Raw genomic sequence first — 21195 nt, 5'->3', positions numbered from 1 at the left:
CTTATTTGCGCTCCTTTTCATCATCATTTCACTAAAATAATAACGATTCAGGGTTCGTTGTTATCATCTCTCTTATCATCTCTTCACTTATTCCTTCATTTATTAACTCAGTGACAAATTCACTTAATCCCTGTACGGGGGGTGGATTGTGGGGCTGCCCGTAGTCCGTAACTAGAATACAAGACTCAGACCCCAGCGTTTGAATAGAATCGGCCATCTGAGGAACCGTAATATTATTAAAATCTTCCCCACAAGCTAAATAACATTTTTCAATGTAGCATCCTTGGCCAGCTAATTTTTCCTGCAAATCCATGGGAATCTTAGCAATGCCTAAATCGGCATGTTGTATTAAAATGCGCTTGACTCCAAATGCTCGTGCTTCTTCTACCAAAATATCTACTTCATAGGGGGAAAGATGTCCCGTAGCAAGTATGGCATCATAAGATGCTATGAGATACAAGATTTTCTTTACTTCATCTTTTACTTTGTTCTTTTCATTCAAAATGGTTAAATTGGAGCTAGAATCATCCAGGGATGTTTCACTGTTGAAAAAACGTTCCTGACGATATTCAGCAAAATACTTAGCGTGCTGTTCTGCCGAAATCGTAGGCATCCAAATGACTTTTGCTCCCATGCGTAAAGCCATATCTACAGAATGAGAAGACAATCCCCCGGTAAAAAGATTACAAACTAAACCTCCATACACGTTCATATCGGGCATTTGCTGACGAATAAGGGCAGCTCGATCATAGGTAGCCCCCTCATGAGCTTTAATCACTAGCCCTTTCATGCCAGCTTCCTTTGCTTCCTCAACGAGTTCCCAATCCGTCTGTTTCCTTGGAAAAGCACTAGGAGAGCTATGAACATGAAGTTCATAAGCTCCCTTGAGTAATGGATGATAGAGGCTTTGTGCTTCACTTAGATAATTCATAACTAAGTACCTCTTCAAAAAACAGATAGAGTTCTTCCACTAATGCCTGGAATTCAGGGTGATCACTGTACATGAAATCGTTATGCATACCGTTTATCTCGTAATAAACCTTTGAACATGTCGCACTATTATATAAAGAAAGAGATTCTTCCACCGGGTGGAGGACATTATTTTTTCCATGAGCTACAAACAGTGAGGTGTCGCCTAAATTTTTAGCGGCCCTCTCCGTATCTAATTCAAGAATCGAGTCCGTAAATTGAATACGGGTCTTCCCTCCAAACCCTTTCTTAGAAGCCAATTCTTTTTCTACATAATCACGTGTAGGAGCATCTAAAGGATAATGTAAAAACGGGTCTGCCGGCTTGGATTCTCCAGTGGTCACACGTCGTATTCGATCTTCATACACCACTTCTAACACTCTCAACCAATCTTCATAGGAATGGATGGTTTTCAACCAACGTTCCCCATTATAAAACCCGTTTAAAGCAGCAACAGCTGGAACATCCTCTTTCTCCGCTACACGGACCACATTAGATCCGCCCATTCCCCATCCAATGAGACCAATTCGTTCATGATCGACTTCACTTTGTGTACGTAAGAAAGTCAATGCATTACGAATATCCGCTACCTGTTCTTCTAGAATGACACGAGCAGGATCCCCTTCGCTATCAGCAAAACCGCGATAATCGAAACCGAAACAAACATATCCTTTTTGCGTAAGAGCTTGGGCAAACATTCTTGGATAAAATTCATTTACTCCTTGATACCCAGAGTTCGCAATAATAGCTGGATACTTTTTTTCACTCTCATAATCATCCGGAAAATACAATACGCCCTTTAGCTTATAACCTTCACTATAAAATTGAATCGATTTTTCGATCATTTGTTGTCTCTCCCTTTATATTAAGAATTTAATGCTTGATCAAATGAATGTTTGAATTTTTTACATGCATTCCTTAAATGTTGATCCATTTCATCTTTGGCTTGGTCTCCATTCCCCATTCGGATAGCCGTATAGATCCGTTCGTGCTCACTAAGCACCTGAGCACGCTTTTCTGAGACTCCCATATTCTTCTTCAGCGAAAAACGGATAGCTTTCTCATACAGAGTGGTTAGATTTTCAACGCTATGCACGAGTATTGGATTTTGAGAAGCTTTTGCAATAGCGTTGTGAAAGGCAATATCCTCTTTATACCCTACCCTGTTATCATCCTGAGCCTTGCGAATCTCTTCCAAATTTCGCTTAATTTGTGATTTATCATCAGGGGTTCCACGTTCGGCAGCCAATCGGGCAGCTTCTGTTTCAAGAATGATACGGGTCTCCAGAAGGTTCAATACTTCCTTTGAATCTACAAATTCGAATTGTGTTTCTTCTATTAAATTTGTCAAAGAAGTCTCTTGTACAATACTTCCGCCTCCTTGTTTGGAAACAGTTAGCCCGCTCGCCTCCAGCACACTCAGGGCTTCTCGGACTGGCGTACGACTGACACCAAACATCTCTGAAAGCTGCTTTTCTGTAGGCAATCGATCACCAGGTTTCATTTTCTCTTCATGGATGTATTCTTTGATACGATCAAATACTTGCATGGACACTTTTTTTCGTTCTATTTTCATATAAGTTTATCCCTCTCTCCTTACGAGACATTAGAATCACTCCTGAAATTGTTGGCCTTCTGAACAGAATTCAGCCAACCTGACTTCGCAGCAATGATTATCAGTATGGCACTTGCTCCTAATAAAATCAGGGAGAATAGGCCTCCAGCCCCTGCCATCATCATTATTGGACCGAAAGTAATGATCAGAATTTCGACAGGCACCATTCCTACATATCCTAAAGCATAGTCGTCTAAGGTTGTACTTTTGGTTTTTGGATCTACAATTCGCAACAAAGCAATCCCCATTGCGACTGTTCCTGTACTCCATCCCCAGCCAAAAATAGCATTTTCAAACCAATGGCGATGGAAGACACGTGGTGCAATAAAATGGAAAATACAGTACGCCCATATGACACCAAAAAGAAATAGGGCTATAAGAGGCCAGGCGTAAGCAGCTACAACAGCAAGATTAATAGAGGTAATCCCAAAGGCGACAATTAAATCCGTGGCGGTTCCGCTCAAGCGGTCAATCACCCTTTTGTCCACATAATCGTTTGCCTTAGTAGCATTTAATGTCAATTGCACTAATAACCCGACAACAAATGAAAGGCTTAACAACGGGATGCTGATTTGCGGAAATAATGCTTCCACCCCTGTTTGTAAAAAATAACTGATCATGACGACTACAGCGAGGATAGCAATGTGAAAAAATAAAGGATCTACCGTATTGCTCGAAACGGTATCACTACCTGATGACTTACGAAGTTTATAAGGGACTAGACCTGTTCGTAATTCATTCGGTAATTCTCCAAAATCTGAAATAAAATTCGTTTGGTTTTTGCGTGCGTTCACCTTAATGAGCAGCAGACCGCCAAGAATAGCACAAATCAAACCAATGGTAGCGGATGTGTAGCCGAGTGCTGTGGCTTCTTCCCAGCCTAGACCGCTGAAAGCTTCACCTACAGCCGCAGCTGTCCCATGTCCTCCGAGGAATCCTGCACCAAGAATTAAGCCAAACCCAGTAGGGATATCCCAAATATTCGCTAAAAGTATGTAGGCAATCGCAGCTCCCCCACCCCACATAAGCATCGTAAGAAGCATCGAGTACACCCACATGTTTCTTACTCGTCCAAAAGTTTGTTTCCAGTTCACCTTTGCCGCTCCTATCGGTATTGCTCCAAAAATCACGGCAATCAGGACAGTTGGATAGGCACTAACCAACTCGGAAAAAGGGAGCAAATCAAATCCATTCGGCCCTAAGATCAATCCTGCAATTCCAGCAATGATACTAGCGGGGATAAATAATTTTTGGACCATTTTCACCTTTGCCCGTAATACGACACCAAATAACAATAAAACCGAAATAAGTCCTACATCAATGGCTAAATCCCATGCAGACAATTTCATACCTCCTTAACACTCGAAAAAGAAAGCGTTATCATGATTTGTATGATAACTATACAACATGATAATCGATCGTGTAAAGATTAAATATTGTTAAATTTCAAAAAAATCCGTTTTTAGTCCCTCTTCAAGCAACCTATCCAATAAAAAACTTCTCCATAGTTCTTTGGACTATGGAGAAGTTTTTTATTGAAATTCCAGTACTATTAAATTTAGAGCACACAAGCGAATAGGGGTAATGACCAGGAGAGGGCATTCTTCTCCAAAAGGCAGGAATAAATTCCCAGACTATCCCTTGTAAAAACTACCTTATCTAAGTCTGTACCTTACCGTTTCTGATCATTCTCATGAAGGACTTCTACTTTGGTCGGTTTGTATCCTGCACCATCTACCCATGAAACATAAACACGATAGTTATTGGTTTGTGCTTTATCAGTCACTGTACCAATCACTTTCTTTAAACCTTCCCCGCTTACCCACCATACAATCATATCATTTTTCTGTAATCCTGCCCCTTTTGAAATAGCTGCAGTCATTTCTTCCCAATCGAGAGAACCTTTTTCAAAACTTACTCCTGAATAGTTCTCCTGGCTTGTAGGTACTGGGGACCAATTTTTGGTAATGACCTGAGCGACATTCGGATCCCCGCTATTCTCAACGGGTTTTTCCTCTGAATCAAAGGTTTCCGTTTCCTTTTGTTCATTGGGTGGATCATGCTTTTCCTGAGAACCCTCTGTATTTCTTTCTTCCGCTCCCTTCGAGTTTTCTCCCTTTATTGAATCTGTCTCTTCTTTTTCTTTATCTTCATTCGATTCTTCTTGATCGTTACGGGATTCTTCTCCATCCATTTCTTCCGCTTCTTCTGATGTTCCTTCTTTGGATTCTCTTGACTCAGAATCTTGTTTCTTTTCTTCTCCAGCATATGGATCCTGATCATTCATCTCTAAATGATTTTTCATGGCCGTAGAAATTCTATCGAGTTCTTTCTTATCGGGCATATAATAGTACGTTCCCTTTATCGTTTTATCTTCTCCGGCGATTTCATAACTGGTTATATTTTCTTGCGCTTCTTTATAATTTGATTGAAGCATCCAAAGTTCAAAAAGATTGAAGTTTGTGTTTACATTTTTTCCAACCACTTGAGCTATTTCGCCAAATTTTGTAACAGAAGATAGATTGGATCCTTTATGCAATATAGATTCTATGACTTGCCGCTGGCGTTTTTGCCGACCAAAGTCTCCTCTTGGATCCAGCTTCCTCATTCGAGCATACAATAAAGCTTCTTTCCCATCCAACGTAAGTTTCCCTTTAGGAAAGTGGACATTTTCATCCGTGAAATCTGAATGATCCGTGCGAAACTCAAAATCATTGTTTACTTCCACTCCACCTAGAGAATCAACAATCCCTGTGAAGCCTTTCATATCTATTTCTATATAATAATCAACCGGAACATTTAAAAGATTTTCAACAGAATTCATGGTCATCTCTACATTTCCAATCCCATAAGCACTATTGATTTTGTCTATTCCTCCTTCAATCTTTGTATACGTATCGCGAGGAATACTAACCATTTTAACGGACTTGGAGTCAGGGTTAATGGTCAATAGTACTAATGTATCCGTCTGTCCACCTTGTTTTCCTGCTCGCGTATCCATCCCCATGACTAACACAGATACCGGATCCCCATCCATAAGGCTGATTTCTTCCTGTCGATCTCCGAATTTCCCATTTCTGTCGATCTCTTTAACAATATTCGAGGTGGTCGTAGTAGTAAACTGAAAGACATAACTGATGATCCCTAAAATTAACACTGTACAAGCGGTTAAAATAAAAAGCACAACTTTTTTACCCATTAACCAGTCCTCCACTATCAAGCCTATAACCTGTCTTTGTAGTTGGTGTGTTCCCTTGCTTAAGCCGCATTTTTACTGTCCTTATGATGATATTTCCGCCCTGTCCGAGAAACTTTGTTCCATTTTTTGTTGAAGAAATAGGAAATACTCCCGTACATGACAAAATACATAGTGACAAATCGATAAACGAAAATATCAAAAATGACGACAGAAAATAGACGGAATCCATCTTTCCGGTTAAATGTAAACCCGTAATGCTTCCCTTGCTTAATCGCTACCACATCATAGATCACCCCGAATAGAAATATCCAGAACATATAGAAAAACACATAACTCAAAAATAAATCTTGAGGTGAATTTATCATATTTACGATAACGATTACGGTCATGATATAGGAAGCAAGGGTACCTATTAAGAATGCCTCAAATACATAAAAAAAGGAGACGGCTTTTGAAAATATCGTCTTCCCAAAGAAGGATCGAAAATGAATAATACAATCAATATAGGCCTTCTGCCAGCGTAAACGCTGCTTCGTTAAGTCCTTCCATGTTTCAGGCAATTCAGTATAACCGACAGCATCGGAGATAAAGCAGATTTTGAAATTTTTATGTTTCGCTATAAATTCATGAATACGCAGAGTAATATCAATATCTTCTCCGATTGTCTTTCGATACCCCCCTACATCCTGAAGCACTTGTTTTCTGAAAATACCGAATGCACCTGAGATCACCGCCAAGCCTTTAAAGCGGACCAGTGACAATTTTGAGATATAGAAGGCTTTTAGGAAATCCAGAACTTGAACGCGCAGCAACATGTTTGTCTTACGTAAAGACAACCGATTCGAAGAATGTTTGGACTTTGCTTGCAACACATGAACCATGCCCCCTGCAGCTACCACATCATCATCATTAAAAGTGTCGTTGACCGCAGGTAATGCCATATCTTCCAAAATAGTGTCTGCATCTAATGTGATCGTAATTTCATTCCTGGAATAGTCGACACCAGCATTTAAGGCATCGGCTTTTCCTCCATTTTCCTTATCTATAACATAAATGTTAGGGTAAAGCTCAGATTGATAAGTTTCTTTGACCTGCTCATAAGACAGTTGCCCGTCCGTAGACAGTTTACATGGTTTCAGCTGCAGCATTTCATCTAAATACCTCAATGTATCATCTGTTGAACCATCATTGATATAGAGCACCTCTAGTTGAGAATAAGGTAACGATTTCATATTCTCTATTGACGTTTCTAAAATCCCCGTTTCATTAAAACAAGGAACTAAAATACTTATCCCCTTTTCATCTTCCTGCTCATGATCCATCATCCACTTTTTCAGTTCAGCCTCCCGGTTATTAGACCTTTCATTAGGTTCACGGAACCAAGGTAAAGAATGGTATAAATGCAACACCGGAAACGTAACACTTAATATGAAAAAAACCATGATTAATATTTCCAAAAGAACACTCCTTTAATAAGTAACAAACCTCACCCAACCTTCGGCTACTAAAATAAGTGCTCGTAAGTGAAGGTTTTCCCTACACCATAGATCGAACGCTTTTCCAAACGTATCTTAATGATTCATTGCGTTTATTTTTTGGAAAGCATTTATTTTTGAATGGGAACCTTTTGCATCTAAGAGTTTTGGAACGGTAACAAACTCATAGCCCTCTGCCCGTAATTCATCAATGATTTGAGGCAAGGCTTCCACCGTTTCAAATGGCCCCGATGCATGGTAGTTATGTTGAAGGGCTATAACTCCAGGGCGAGCATCTTGCTTCACTCTTGATACAATCTCTTCAGCGGGCAGCCCTTCCCAGTCTCTTGAATCGGCTGTCCATAGAATGGAGCGGTAGCCCTGCCCACTTAAAAGGGCTGCTTGTCGATCTTCTATTTCACCAAATGGTGGTCGGAACAAGTCTGGCTTAACCCCGGTGACCTTCTCAATTTCAGCGCTGGTAGCCTTTATATTCTCATGCATTTGCTGATCCGATAATTCGGGCAAATGCGGGTGATCCCATGTGTGATTCCCAATGACGTGACCCTCCTCATGAATCTGTTTCAATCGTTCAGGATACTCTGTCACACGTTCTCCCATCACAAAGAATGTAGCTTTCACATTTTTTTGCTTTAAGATTTCTAAAATTTGTGGCGTATAGGTATCTTCTGGACCATCATCAAAAGTAAGAGCGATCCTTTTCTTATCGGTATTCCCCATATAAATCATTTCATTATCTAAAGAATTACTAATTAATTTCGCTAAAGAAACCCTCGGACCGATGAATAACTCAGGTAAAGAACTACTAAGTTTACTCGTAGTCAAAAAAGGGGCTTTTATTTCATCAAACCCAGACTTACTAGGTATTTCCAACTGTTGCCCTGGCCAAAGAGCAGTTGATAGCAATTTGTTTTTATTCACGATCTTATCTTCTGGGATTCCATACTCATCTGAAATTGTCGCAAGTGTATCCTCCGGTTTAACTTCATACACTTCTGCCATTGCCGTTTTTCCCGATAGGAGTGCACATATTGAAATAAATACTATGAATCCAGCTATTTTTTTAAGCATGATTTTCTACCACATCCTGATTATCATAATGTTCGAAGGACTCCCTATTTAATGAAATATAAAAACGATCACTAAACTTCAAGCTATGAATCACTATCAATGTTCACCCTCACATTGAAAATAAAAGCCATCCTATTTCACGGAAATAGAAAACGCCCACCATATTTGGAGGGCGAACAATCATCGTCTTTAAAATGATAGCACACTAGCAGGGCAGGACAACACATTCGAATGGTCTAATAAAAACTCACCGGATATAGTTCTACCTATTTACGTTATGGCACACTTTTCCGGTATACCTAGTCATTTAAAGTTATTTCTATCATTCACCCCCAAAAAATCATTCATATCCTGAAACTTTGGGAAGGTGAATAAAATAAAAAAATGAATGACAGTATATCTATTTCAAGCTCTTTCTTACATCATGTAATGGGGAGCAATTCTCTTAACGGATGTCCCCTTTATTATTACGGAAAAATACTTTTGAAACCAAAAGTAGTAAAGTTGGAATGATAGCCCCCATCAAAATATTCAGGGGAACGTAGGATTTAAAGAGAAATTCATTAAGCTCCGCGTAATTGGCAGCATATATAATAGTGCATATCCCAATCAGCCAAGCTAATGGAATGACCAAGGGCTGGTATGTAGTTAGCCTTAAAGCTTGCGCTAATCCTAAGCTTAACCCGTAAAAAAACAGAGCGATTCGAATCATTAAACCGACCGTCCAAAAAAGAACCGCGATCGCATCAAAACGATTGATAACTTCCCCTGATTCAATATAACGGACCTCAGAAAACGTTGGAAAGGCCATTTTTGCAGCTTGTTCGGCACCGAATAAAGCAATGGGACCTGTAACCGGCCCAAGAAAGAAAATGAGTGTAACTAGGGCGACACCTATCCCTGTTTTAACTAATTTTTTTTGGCTGTTGTACATAAGGGAGAACCATTCCCAAAATGACAAATTCACCAAACCAAGCCATAACTGAAAGAGAACCGAGCGTAACAGGAAGCATTCCATTCCCCATTATTGGCAGCAAGTTGGTATAATCTTTTTTTTCGCCCATCGTGAGGAAAACGACCGCTATCGCGATGATCACTAAAACAGGGAGCATGATTTGGTTCAGTCGACCTAAGGTTTCTAACCCTAAGTACACGATATAGGTCGTTAATAACACGATAACGGTAACCAGCGCCCACATCGGTGTCTCTTCAAAAATCAATTTGTAAGCTTCCGCAAACAATCGTGCCCCTAACGTAACCATGATAAAAAAATAAATCAGATACAGGATACCTATGATTTTTCCCGGCCATGAAAAGTGTTGAAATAAAATCTCAATTAACGTAAGACCCGGAAAGTGCTGAGACAGTTTAATTAAGGTTATTATTCCAACCAACCCTAGTATAGTGCCCATTATAGCAGCAATCCAGGCATCCTGTTTACTGTGTTGGAAGACCACTGTTAGCAAGATTAGATGGCCAACGATCGTTAAGGATGTGATGGCCAGCATAGCTGCCTGAATATTACTTATTCTTCCTTTTTCAATCATGATTGGTACCTCCGTTTTATTTACTTCAAGGGACTCCATGTAGTTAACCATTTGGAGATAGAAGGATTTGCAGGATCATAAATCGTCCACACCCCTAAAATTATCGCAAGACCGATGATCCCAAGTTGCGCACATAACATTTTTCTTTGATGTCTTTTCCATACAAAGTAGACGTGTGTACCTGTGGTAAGCACAATTAATATAATAAGAAGCAAACTTAATAAAAGATCCATCTGTTATTTTCCTTCCTTATCTTTTATAGGATCTTTGAGCAATCCGTGACGTGATATATTTGCTGAGACGCTGAGATCAACTTTCATGTTTTTAAGCATGCCATTTCTCCAAACAGGAGCCATTTGCTTCCACTCTTTCGGGTACTTTCGGTAAAATTCTTGACCAAACCCAAAAATGTCTGTTTGCCATTGGTTTTTAGCCTTGTTCAGCACACGGGTAACTTCTTGTTTAACAAGGCTTTCAAGCTGTTGGTTTAAACGGTCGATTTGACCGGGATCTACATTAAAATCTGGACAAGCCAATTGACCAATTTCAGCTTCCACTTGAATACCTATAGCCATATGAGGAGCTCCTGCAGAGAATTGAGGAGTAAGTTTCGATGCTGAGTTAGTGATATTCAAGCTGATGGTTTCCTCAGGGCTTGATCCGCAACTCAAAACCACAACCTCATTTTTAAGTTTCCCTTTTACCAATAAGGCTCCGCGTGTTTCCCGTTCATCGAGAATACCTTTAAGTTTACCGTCCTTAAACACAGCGGTTTCTTTTAAACTGATGGCTTCGGGTATTTGTAGTTGACTATTTTCTTGCGTGTTTGTTGAGGGTTCTTCTTCTTTCTTTTTTGTATCTGAATGATTTTTTGCCCCCGTAAGATGAATATCGACGCCTTGTCGCTTTGCGGAACTAATGATACCTGTTGTCGGATCTTTGGTATCACTGGAAAGGTCTTTCATAAATTGAGTAACATCCTCCACCATATCCGTTTCCGAATATTTATTAGAAAGCACCAAGTCTTCCAATTCCATTCCTAATGTCACGTTAAGGTGAGGCGTTGCTTGAACCAATTGGGATGCCTTTCCTCGGGCCACCAATACATTAGTATTAGGCCGAAAATCAGTTTCTCTTTTAAAGAAATCTAAGGAAGATACCATTCTTTTGCGTGCTGCTCGCTCTCCAAACACAATCGCATTGACATGCCCAAAATAAATTCTCTCTGAAGTCGTGCTTGATAAATCACTAACCGCGTCAAAAATGCTCTCACCTGTTGTGGTTTCAATCAGAAATTTGCTTTGTTCACTGCCATCAACAGCGGTTTCAGCAAAAAGGGTATGCGGTTTGACGATAACTGCTGTGACCTCCACTTCTCCGGTATCATTTTCATCTATTCCGATGAGGGTGATCGTGGATAGATTATTGATTTCATCTGAACTCCAACACCCAGTAAGGGTTAAAAGAGCAACAAGCAGTATCATCGAATGGAATAGACGAATCCGTTTATTAGCCTTCATTTTCTTCATCTCGATTCTCCTTGCCGGTTTTGGGAGGGGTAGCGCTATTATTTTCACCTGAACGGTTCATATTCTCCACTCCGATTCCCGGAGCACGTGTCTCCATGGCCCACCATGGTGCCCTTATGAACACATCTTTCCATCCTTCTTTTCTTGCAGGAGAAACGGGAGAGAAGTAAGGGACACCAAAGGAACGCAGGCTGACAAGATGGGTTAACCCAAACATCAGACCAACAATAATCCCCATAAAACCGAAAAATCCTGCCAATAAAAGTAATGGAATCCCGCAAAAGCGGATAACCTGATGGAATTCATAATTCGGTAAAATAAAGGCCGTTAACGCTGTTACCGAAACAACAATAGCCATAACAGGGCCAACAATTCCTGCCTGTACAGCAGCCTGACCTATAAGCACGAGTCCCAAAATAGTTACCACAGGACCACCGAATATTTTCGGCATTCGTAACCCTGCTTCACGAAGTAATTCATACGTCAGCAGCATAAAAAGAGCTTCAACTAAAGCTGGATACGGTAAGGCTTCTCGATTGGCCACAATACGCATTAAGAAAGGGGATTGTAATAAGTCCTGATGGTACATGATCATCCCCACATAAAAGGCCGGAAGAATTAAAGTAACAAAAAGCCCCAAAAAGCGGACCCAGCGAATAATAGTCGAAATTAAAGAGGTATCATAATAATCTTCACTGGAATGAAGGAACTCAACAAACATAGCAGGGGCCGTTAAAGCAGAAGGCGTACCATCGATAAGGACCGCCACTTTACCATCTAATAACCCGCCACAGACACGATCAGGACGTGCGGTATTAAAAACAGTCGGAAAAGGCGAACGGGGAGAATCCTTGATCATCGATTCTACATAATGGCTGTCCAAAACACCGTCAATGTCAATGTTCGATAATCGCTGATGTACCTCATGGACGATTTCCTCATCAGCGATTCCCTCCATATATACTACACTGATTTTCGTATTGGTTTGTTTTCCAAGAGTTACATATCGAACCTTTAAATTAGGATTTTGTATTTTCTGGCGGATTAACTTCAAATTTGTTTGAATGCTTTCACTAAAACCTGCTTGAGGGCCACGGACGGTGCGTTCCCTATCTGATTCCGTCCATGTTCTATTGGTTTGATTGTCCGAAGAGAATAAAAACACTTGCTCTATTCCATCGACAAGAAGAATGATATGTCCAGACAAGATTTTTTTAACAATGATTGCAAGATCTTGCGTTTCATTTTCACTTTGAAATGGATAGTGCCGATGAATAAGCGTAATAACAGATTCCTTTGATTCCTGTTGGTTTTGAGGTATTAAAGAAGAGAGACCTTGCTCAATTTCAATTAATGTCTCCTTGTTAATCATTTCAGACAGATAAACTAAACATCCCGATTGATTACCGAACTGTGCTTGTTGAAAAACGATATCATCACATACATCAAAGGTTTCTTTTAACATAGAAAGATTTGTCTCGAGAGATGAAGATTGCGGTATGCTAGAACGTTCAGTGTCCCATTGCTTATTGTTTGGAAGAGACTTACTCATACATGACACCTCCGTATGTCATTTAGCTTTTCTTAAAGGAGGTGAATTATGTATGGAGGTAAAAGTTTTAATACCATTACAAACCTAAAATGGCCTTCCACACACTTGTTGTCGGGCCAGGTTCCCAAAAGATATAAAGAATCAGGTAGACCAAAACCCCTGTGGCTGCAGAACAAAACCATATCACAGCTGTTACTGGGCCTATCCTTTTATGTCGTATAAACTTTCCTCTCCAAGCAAAAGTTATGGTTACTACACCCAAAAAAAGTCCTGAGACCGCTAAAAAAATATGAAAAATAAGGAACATGGTATAGTAAGTCTTTACACTATCCGGCCCGCCAAATGATGTATTTCCAATAAAAATGGTTCTGGAAAGATAAATCATCAAAAATAATACAGCCAACATTGCAGCAATCGTCATCATTCTTTGATGCCATAATCGTTTTCCTTTTAAAATAAAATACCAACCTAAGGCAACAAAAGCTGCACTTGTCAAAATACATAAGGTACTTAACAACGGAAGAACCTTCATCATGGTTTATTGCCTCTCCCTCTATAAAATTAAAGTCCTCTAAGAATTCCTCTTTTTTTATACTCCATTCAAGATAAAGGATTTTGTTTACACTTATTTCTCCCCATTGATCCTCAAGCAATTTTGAACCCTTTCCCTATCGATACTTCTTCTACAACATATTTCCCCTTCCTAAAGGAAAATAATACTTTGAAGCTGACGGTATTTTTCAACCTTCTCACACATTGATCCATTTGTTAGGAAACCATAGGCGAATCTTGTTGAGCGGCTGTTGTTTAAGTAAAATCACACATACTTCCAGTAAAACAAACAAGACACGTCTCGTTTGAGAGTAAGCAAAAAGACTGAATTCGAGATTTACCCCATGTTATCATACGTCTAAGTTATCTATAAGAAAGGGTGGATAGGTTGAATCAAGAAAAGCTTTTTTCAAATACAAGGTTAAAAAATAAAACATTTAAGAACCGCTGCGTCGTCGCTCCAATGACCCGCATAAGTGCAGAAGAAGATGGTCGAGCCAATGAGACGATGAAAAAATATTACGAGCGTTATGCTAAAGGCGGCTTCAGCGCCATTATTTCAGAAGGCATTTATTTAGACGAACGTTACAGCCAGGGTTATAATGATCAACCGGGACTAGTAAGAGAAGATCATGTCCAGGCATGGAAACCTGTAGTAGATGCCGTTCATAAACATGACTCTCTAATCCTTGCCCAACTCATGCATGCGGGTGGACAGAGTCAAGGGAATGCGTACACGAATGAAACCATTGCCCCTTCCGATATTCCTCCGAAGGGTGAACAACTAGGATTCTATGGTGGATCCGGACCATTCCAAACTCCTAAAGCGATGACTGAACAAGATATCGAACAAGTGAAAGACGCATTTGCTCAAAGTGCAATTCGTGCAAAAGAAGCCGGATTCGATGGCATTGAAATCCATGGAGCAAATGGTTATTTATTAGACCAATTCTTAACAGACTATCTAAATCATCGGGAAGACCCATATGGTGGCTCTAAAGAAAACAGATTACGAATTATTCTTGAGATTATTCAAAATATCCGAGAAGCCGTAGGTTCAGATTACATTGTCGGTATTCGTATCTCACAAATTAAAGTGGCTGACCCAGACCATAAATGGGCGGAAGGGGAAAAAGAAGCAGAATATATCTTCTCCCAACTTGGCGAGACTTCTTTAGACTATATTCACGTCACCGATGGAGACGCGACACATCCTGCATTCGGAGAGGATTCACGAACGTTGGCTCAGGCTGCAAGAGACTATGGAAAACTTCCTGTCATTGCGAATGGTAAATTAGGGGATCCTGATAAGGCTGAAAAATTATTAAAGGATGAGTATGCAGATTTCATCTCCTTAGGGACAAGCGCTTTAGCCAACCCAGACTTACCTAATAAGGTAAAAAAAGGGATGGAGCTGAATGACTTTAACTTTGAGAAAATCCTCTTGCCTCAAGCAAAAGTAAAAGACTTGGAGTTACAAATGGAGATCGTCCAATAATCAGGCATTTATAAGCAAAATCAAAAAGGTACTTCTCCTAGTTGAGAAGTACCTTTTTATTCTTTCTTGCCATTTCATTCGCATTTAGGCGAATGATGAATAAGATCATTTTATTTTTTGTAAAAGTAAAAGTTCTTTAGAAAGCTAAAGTCCTATCCAACATCCTTCTGTCATATTCCATTATGATTTAGATAACATTGTCATCTAAATAGTTGTTAATTGCGTGAAGTATCCCCTAGGTTAATTGTGAACTCGACGGTTCTCCGAAGTTTAGCCTTTCCCCCTATCACTAGCATAGTAACAGACCATACGTTTATAAGTCATTTCCCCTGGCCATGATAGAAACAATAAGTCTTGTGGTGAGGGGTCCCGATGAATATTTGGAATAGATTTAAGGAAAGAATGCAAGGAAGAAAGAGAAAAGAGCAAGAAACCTCTAATGAAGGTAAAAATTCTCTGGATAAAAACTTATTAGTGAATATAAATCATTTGAAGCAGGACCTAGGCGATAGCAGTGATTTAGTTATTCGCCATTTTGAGATGGGCGGAGAACCTTTAATAAAAACTGCAGCGATTTATATAAGTGGGTTAGTAAATGAAAAAAACGTGAATGAATTTGTTTCGGGGGCATTGAAAGTTGAAGCTTCTATTGAAAAGATGACCCAGGAATCAAGTGTAGTCAATAGTTTTGATTTTATTAAAGGTCATGCCCATTCGGTTGAAAAAGTCACCGTAGTTTCAGAGTGGGATAAATTGTTATTAGCTGTTTTGTCCGGTTACACGGTCATTTTAGTAGATGGTTATGATGAAGCAATCACTGGGGATACAAAAGGTGGAGAAACGCGAGGTGTCAATGAGCCCAGCACTCAACTAATAATTCGTGGTCCGAAGGTTGCGTTTACAGAATCCATTGGTACAAATGTGGCCTTGATCCGACGTTATCTAAAAAGCCCGGATTTACGATTTGAAACCATGCAAGTCGGAAGTATAAGCAAGACCGATGTCGCCGTCATGTATATGAAAGGAATAGCTAGTGAGAAAGTGTTACGTGAAATCAAAACACGTCTGAACAAGATTGAAGTCGATGATATAATCGATTCCGGTTATATTGAACAGTATATTCAGGATACCTCCTTAACACTCTTTCCGACTATTTATAATACCGAGCGTCCGGATTCCGTAGTAGGCAACCTTATGGAAGGGCGAATTGCGATTATAGTGGATGGTACCCCTTTTGTATTAGTGGCACCTGCCCTATTCATACAGTTTTTTCAAACCCCATCCGATTATTATCAAAACTTTGTCATCAGCTCATTTTTACGGTTATTGCGAGTGATTTCTTTTACCATTTCTTTGCTGACGCCATCTCTCTACATTGCATTGACGACTTTTCATCCACAAATGATCCCTACGCCTCTCTTAGTTAGCTTGGCCGCCCAACAAGAAGGTGTACCATTTCCACTTTTTATGGAGGTACTGCTCATGGAGTTCACTTTTGAAATCATACGGGAAGCTGGGCTTCGTATGCCGCGAGCCGTGGGGCAAGCGGTTTCTATTGTTGGTGGACTTGTGCTTGGACAGGCTGCCGTTCAAGCGGGGATTGTTTCGGCTACGACTATTATTGTCGTCGCACTTACAGGAATCGCAAGCTTTGCAGTCCCTTCTTACAACATCGCGGTAGCTCCGCGTATCCTTCGTTTTTCGTTGATGATCATAGCTGGAAGCTTCGGTTTGTACGGTGTACTTATGGCTTTGTTTATTCTCATCGCTCATATGAGCAGCCTCCGCTCTCTTGGGATTCCTTATTTAAGTCCTTTTGCACCGTTTATTTGGTCGGATATCAAAGATTCCATTATTCGCCAGCCTTTATGGTCAATGAATTCCCGCCCGCGTTTGATCAACCAGCAAAATGTTCAACGGCAAGCCAAAAGTCAAAAGCCAGTTCCGTCTGATCCTGCTGACTCTTACTCAAAGAATGAAAAGGGTGATTAGATGAGACAGAGGATAGGATTCATATGGCTGTTCTTGGTGCTGATTCTTTTAACGGGCTGCTGGGATCAGAATGAATTGGAGGATGTAGCCCTAGTCATGGGAATGGGGATCGATAAAACCGAGGATGGCTTATATGATGTTTCTTTCCAGATTGTGAACCCAGAGCAAGTAAGTGGTGGAGAAATGTCTCAATCTTCTAAAGGCACAGCGGTCACTACATACAGAGATAAGGGGCAGACTTTATTTGAGACGATACGGAAGATATCAAAAGAAGTACCTCGTAAGCTTAGTTTCTCGCATATGGTTGTGCTTATCATCGGGGAAAGCTTAGCAGAGGATGAAGGACTTTTTGAAGTAATGGATTTCACGGAAAGGTTTTATGGATTTCGTTCAACAGCAACTGTTCTCATTTCCAGAGGCAGTCCCGCACAATCCATTTTAAGTATTCTTAATCCCATAGAAAAAATCCCGGCCATGAAGATTCAGGAAGCTTCAAAAAAAACAGCGGAAGTGTGGGGGGAGACTCCTGATCAAAATATCAATGATTTGATTCAAACCCTAACAACTAAAAGCAAGGAAGTCTCATTGAGCGGAATAGCCCTCGTCGGGGATATGCAAGAGGGTCAACATTCAAGCATAAATGAACAAGCAGCACCGTCCACTTATATTGAAATCAATGGATTAGCCATTTTCCAGGATGGAAAGCTGAAAGGGTGGCTGGAGGACAAGGAAGCTCGAGGGGTTTCCTGGGTTAGAAATAATATCCAAAAGACAGTGGTCACGTCTACCTGTAAGGAAAACGAAGGAATATTAGCTGTTGAAGTACGAAATGTCAATACCAAACTGAAGCCGACTATAAAAAAAGGTGAACCGAAAATCACAGTCAACATTAAAAGTGAAGGGTCTTTGCAAGAGGTCACATGCCCGGTCGACCTTACCGACCCTAACGTCATTATTGAACTAAATAAAAAACTTGCCAAAGCCATAGAAGAAGAAGTTAATACCTCTGTAAAGACCCTTCAAGAAGAAGAAACCGACGTTTTTGGATTCGGTGAAACATTGAATCAGAAGCATCCAAAAGAGTGGAAAAAAATGAAGGAAGACTGGTCAAGCACCTTCAGTGAGATGGATGTCGAGGTCAATGTTGAATTTTTCATTCGTGGTACAGGGTTAAGGACAAAACCTTTAATTTTAGAAAAAAAATAATAGGGGTGGGTGAATTAATGATAGTCATCACCCCAGACGCTTTTTTTCAAAACATATCGAATCAACTACTAAGGGAGGTGCTGGCGTCGTGGAAAAAGCCAAAATCAGCGGTTGGCAGTTGTTTGTATTAATGCTTTTGTTTGAGCTGGGAACAGCAATCGTGATCAACCCGGGACTCGGTGCTAAAAAAGACGCCTGGCTGACAGTCCTATTGGGGATGATCATCGGTCTACTCCTTTTTGTAGTATATTTTGTTCTTTATCGTCTATACCCTGACCTTTCCTTAATCGGATATGGGAAAAAAATTCTCGGCAAATATGCAGGAACGGTCCTTGGAGTCCTGTACTTGTTTTACTTTCTATATATCGCAGTAAGAGATTTACGTGACTTTGGCGAACTATTGACCGCATCGACGTATATCTATACTCCGATTTTCGTAATAAACACCATCATGATCCTTTCGGTCGCTTTTGTACTGTGGCACGGGTTAGAAGTGTTAGCAAGAACAGGAGAATTTTTCTTTGTTATTTTGATGATGGTCGGGGTGGTAGGAACAACTTTAGTACTTGGCTCAGGACAGATTGATATCAACCAATTACGTCCCATTTTGGAAAATGGATGGAAGCCTGTGTTGAGTATCCTCCCTCTCACCGCTACCTTTCCTTTTGGAGAAATCATTGTTTTTACCATGCTGCTCCCTTATTTGAACCAGCCCCGATTATGCTTGAGGGCTGGTTTATCAGCTATGAGTTTTGGCGGCATCTTGCTAACCTGGGTGGTAGCTATGGATATAGCAGTCCTCGGAATTTATGTAGCCAGCCGATCCGCCTTCCCATTATTATCGGCCATCGGTTTGATTGATATGGCAGGGCTATTTCAACGGCTGGATGTTGCCGTAGTGTTGACGCTCATCATTGGAGGTTTTTTTAAGATCGCCATCTTTTTTTATGCCGCTCTCGTAAGCGCTACAGAATTATTTAAAGTTAAAAAATATACATCATTAATCTTTCCACTAAGTATCGTGGTTTTATTATCATCCATGAGTGTGGCCAGTAATTCAGTCGATCACATTAAAAAAGGGGTGGAACTCGTCCCCTATTATATACACCTTCCTTTTCAAGTGGGGATCCCATTCATCCTGCTCGCGATCGCCCTGATTCGCAGACACATTAAATCAAATTAAGCTTTGTTCCTATTTTTAATGGCTCGAATGATGAGGACGGCTATAGCCAATAAAATCAAGAGAATTAAAAGTAAGTACTCAAAAGGTTTCATCACCCAAAAAGGATTGAAAAGGTTGGTGGTCGCTACTTTTGTATCGTTCACCAATAATAGGTCTATTCCGTAATTAATCAAGGCCATGCCAATACTTATAAAAAGGAAGATAAGAATAATTTTCATGGAGACACACCTTCGTTTTTTCCTAGTATGTGTATATGGATAAGATCCTATCCCTTTGAACCATATATGATGTTGGTACGACTCAGTAAATTCCCTTCCAGCCTTATCATTATCTAATTTCGGCACCTCCCTCAGCCACATTATCCTGCTAAAGGAAACAATCATTAAGATTAAAGGATGAAAAAAAAAAGACTACTTTCCAATAAAGGTAGTAGTCCTCTTTCGTTTGATAGCTTTGTTATATAAGGGGCGAAGTGTAAGAGAAACCTTACATCATGCCGCCCATACTTGAAAGAGTTTTCCCCCACTTTTCACCTCCGTGATTCACCTTAAATTCGAGTTAACCACACAGGCAAAAAAGGGAACATATGTTCGTGTAATTTCAGAGAACTTTTCCGATTCGTGAGGTTTTCTGTGAGGTTCTAAAACCTCACAAGTATCTCCACTTAGAATTTATTAATGAAGCAAAACCACAATCACTCCACCATACACATCGAGTGATTATTTTCCCTCGTTACTTTTCTTGTGACTTTTTAAAAGTCACATTCTCCTTGACGAATTGGTTTAGAATGCCGTCAAAAAAAGACCAACAGCTTAGAAGGCTGTTGGAGTGCATATGATAAAACTTTACAAGTAAGGTTGTAATACCAGCAAATTAAGCTCTTTGGGGATTAAATCTGATGGATCCAAATAGAAATGGGGCAATAATTATGAAATTCTGCCCCATTTCTGCCCCAAAGGAACATATTCTTAATTACTTGAGTTTCTTCATTATATATTACCAATTGAAGGAGTATCGGGTATTCATGTAATGTAGTCAAAGGTTCCTGAACCAGGATCGCTAGCCCATCAATCGACTTTCATAAATCTATACAACCCTGTGCTAGATATACCTTTTCAACAGAGGCATCATTCAACATGTCGCTTGAACCACTTTCAGCACGTTGGCTAGATGATCAGGATGGATATCCTCGGACGCTTTCGTCGCTCGTCCGATCGAAATATGTACTGATGAGCGTCGGGAAATGTCTTCTACTTCTACAGCTACCCACGAAGAATCTTGATGAAGGGGCGCCTGTATCTTCTTTTTCAGTACCGGAAGGTATGAATATTAATTTGATGCTCTGAACACCATTCCTTAGCCGTTTGACCTGATTCATGAAAGTGAACCAATCGGTCTTCCCAAAGCGATTTTTTGTCCTGTTTAGTCATCAACACTCCTCCTAAAAAGTTATGAGGTTAGTATCTCATAGACTTTTGAAGGTTAGAAGGTGGGCAATATTTGGCGCTTACATTTTTTCGATATTTAATATAAATATTCTTTATGAACTATCGGGGACAAGCTAGTCCCGACCAAGTAACTAACTCCTACAGCCCATAATGTTTCAAGTACTGATGAAGCAGTTAATTTTACTTGATAAGCGATATTTATCATACGCATCTCTCCCTTAAAAGTTGAAACCAACAGATAGCTAAAGTATCTTATTAAAGCTAAAACTATTAAGGCTGTAAGTAAAATTCCAAGGCCCTGGGTTAAGCACACTCCCAGCAGGGTTGCCCCCGATAGT

The 21195-nt window shown here is 40.1% G+C and carries 18 protein-coding genes; 4 read left to right on the top strand and 14 right to left on the bottom strand.

The genetic code is table 11. The annotated features are described in order from the left end of the window. Nucleotides 1-31: 31 nt before the first annotated feature. The 12 genes from BLW54_RS15870 to BLW54_RS15805 form a co-directional block, all read right to left on the bottom strand. Complete coding sequence (locus tag BLW54_RS15870) at nt 32-931, bottom strand: DUF6282 family protein (RefSeq protein WP_074735784.1); 900 nt, start codon at nt 929-931, stop codon at nt 32-34. Continuing rightward, the gene (locus BLW54_RS15865; protein WP_035508090.1) at nt 915-1814 is read right to left on the bottom strand and encodes an alpha/beta hydrolase; all 900 of its coding nucleotides are present in this window, start codon (nt 1812-1814) and stop codon (nt 915-917) included. The genes BLW54_RS15870 and BLW54_RS15865 overlap by 17 nt, the downstream gene beginning before the upstream one ends. Before the next feature lie 20 nt (nt 1815-1834). Then, entirely contained in the window at nt 1835-2545 is a 711-nt protein-coding gene (locus tag BLW54_RS15860) for a FadR/GntR family transcriptional regulator (protein WP_074735782.1), read from the bottom strand. 20 nt (nt 2546-2565) lie between these two features. After that, on the bottom strand, nt 2566-3933 hold the full coding sequence (locus tag BLW54_RS15855) for a sodium/glutamate symporter (RefSeq protein ID WP_074735780.1): 1368 nt from the start codon (nt 3931-3933) through the stop codon (nt 2566-2568). Between the two features lie 323 nt (nt 3934-4256). Further along, a complete protein-coding gene (locus BLW54_RS15850; protein WP_074735778.1) occupies nt 4257-5783 on the bottom strand; it encodes a DUF1510 family protein in 1527 nt (508 codons plus the stop codon). Between the two features lie 59 nt (nt 5784-5842). After that, the gene (locus tag BLW54_RS15845) at nt 5843-7240 is read right to left on the bottom strand and encodes a glycosyltransferase family 2 protein (RefSeq protein WP_074735775.1); all 1398 of its coding nucleotides are present in this window, start codon (nt 7238-7240) and stop codon (nt 5843-5845) included. A gap of 114 nt (nt 7241-7354) precedes the next feature. Continuing rightward, nucleotides 7355-8350: a polysaccharide deacetylase family protein gene (locus BLW54_RS15840; RefSeq protein WP_083391563.1), complete on the bottom strand. Its 996-nt coding sequence runs from the start codon at nt 8348-8350 to the stop codon at nt 7355-7357. A 445-nt stretch (nt 8351-8795) separates the two neighbouring features. Next, on the bottom strand, nt 8796-9284 hold the full coding sequence (locus BLW54_RS15830; RefSeq protein WP_074735773.1) for a GerAB/ArcD/ProY family transporter: 489 nt from the start codon (nt 9282-9284) through the stop codon (nt 8796-8798). Next, a complete protein-coding gene (locus BLW54_RS15825) occupies nt 9256-9897 on the bottom strand; it encodes a GerAB/ArcD/ProY family transporter (protein ID WP_074735771.1) in 642 nt (213 codons plus the stop codon). Before BLW54_RS15825 ends, BLW54_RS15830 begins: the two co-directional genes overlap by 29 nt. 236 nt (nt 9898-10133) lie before the next feature. Then, nucleotides 10134-11426, bottom strand: coding sequence for a Ger(x)C family spore germination protein (locus BLW54_RS15815; RefSeq protein WP_074735767.1), 1293 nt, complete (start codon nt 11424-11426; stop codon nt 10134-10136). Next, nucleotides 11407-12978 carry a spore germination protein gene (locus tag BLW54_RS15810; protein ID WP_074735765.1) on the bottom strand — a complete coding sequence of 524 codons (1572 nt, stop codon included), beginning with the start codon at nt 12976-12978 and terminating at the stop codon, nt 11407-11409. The genes BLW54_RS15815 and BLW54_RS15810 overlap by 20 nt, the downstream gene beginning before the upstream one ends. Before the next feature lie 76 nt (nt 12979-13054). Next, the gene (locus tag BLW54_RS15805; protein ID WP_035508728.1) at nt 13055-13510 is read right to left on the bottom strand and encodes a DUF420 domain-containing protein; all 456 of its coding nucleotides are present in this window, start codon (nt 13508-13510) and stop codon (nt 13055-13057) included. A gap of 399 nt (nt 13511-13909) precedes the next feature. Between BLW54_RS15805 and BLW54_RS15800 the strand changes: the two genes are divergently transcribed. The 4 genes from BLW54_RS15800 (at nt 13910) to BLW54_RS15785 (ending at nt 19409) form a co-directional block, all read left to right on the top strand. Next, complete coding sequence (locus tag BLW54_RS15800) at nt 13910-15028, top strand: oxidoreductase (protein WP_341853315.1); 1119 nt, start codon at nt 13910-13912, stop codon at nt 15026-15028. 372 nt (nt 15029-15400) lie between these two features. Continuing rightward, nucleotides 15401-17020, top strand: a complete 1620-nt coding sequence (locus BLW54_RS15795; protein WP_074735758.1) for a spore germination protein — start codon at nt 15401-15403, stop codon at nt 17018-17020. Next, nucleotides 17021-18226 (top strand): Ger(x)C family spore germination protein, encoded by a 1206-nt coding sequence (locus tag BLW54_RS15790; protein ID WP_074735757.1) that lies wholly within the window; start codon nt 17021-17023, stop codon nt 18224-18226. 88 nt (nt 18227-18314) lie between these two features. After that, nucleotides 18315-19409, top strand: coding sequence for a GerAB/ArcD/ProY family transporter (locus BLW54_RS15785; RefSeq protein WP_074735756.1), 1095 nt, complete (start codon nt 18315-18317; stop codon nt 19407-19409). Here the strand turns inward: BLW54_RS15785 and BLW54_RS15780 are convergent. Together BLW54_RS15780 and tnpA are read right to left on the bottom strand one after the other, a co-directional pair. Continuing rightward, entirely contained in the window at nt 19406-19627 is a 222-nt protein-coding gene (locus BLW54_RS15780) for a YczF family membrane protein (protein ID WP_035508074.1), read from the bottom strand. The two genes, BLW54_RS15785 and BLW54_RS15780, sit on opposite strands and share 4 nt — an antisense overlap. 1089 nt (nt 19628-20716) lie before the next feature. Further along, nucleotides 20717-20839, bottom strand: a complete 123-nt coding sequence (tnpA, locus tag BLW54_RS21210) for an IS66 family insertion sequence element accessory protein TnpA (protein WP_279626562.1) — start codon at nt 20837-20839, stop codon at nt 20717-20719. Nucleotides 20840-21195 lie beyond the last annotated feature (356 nt).

The organism is Halobacillus karajensis (assembly GCF_900108515.1).
Taxonomy (GTDB): Bacteria; Bacillota; Bacilli; order Bacillales; family Halobacillaceae; genus Halobacillus; species Halobacillus karajensis.
Note: the sequence above shows the minus strand (reverse complement) of the source record. Positions and strands in the feature narration are given on the sequence as shown.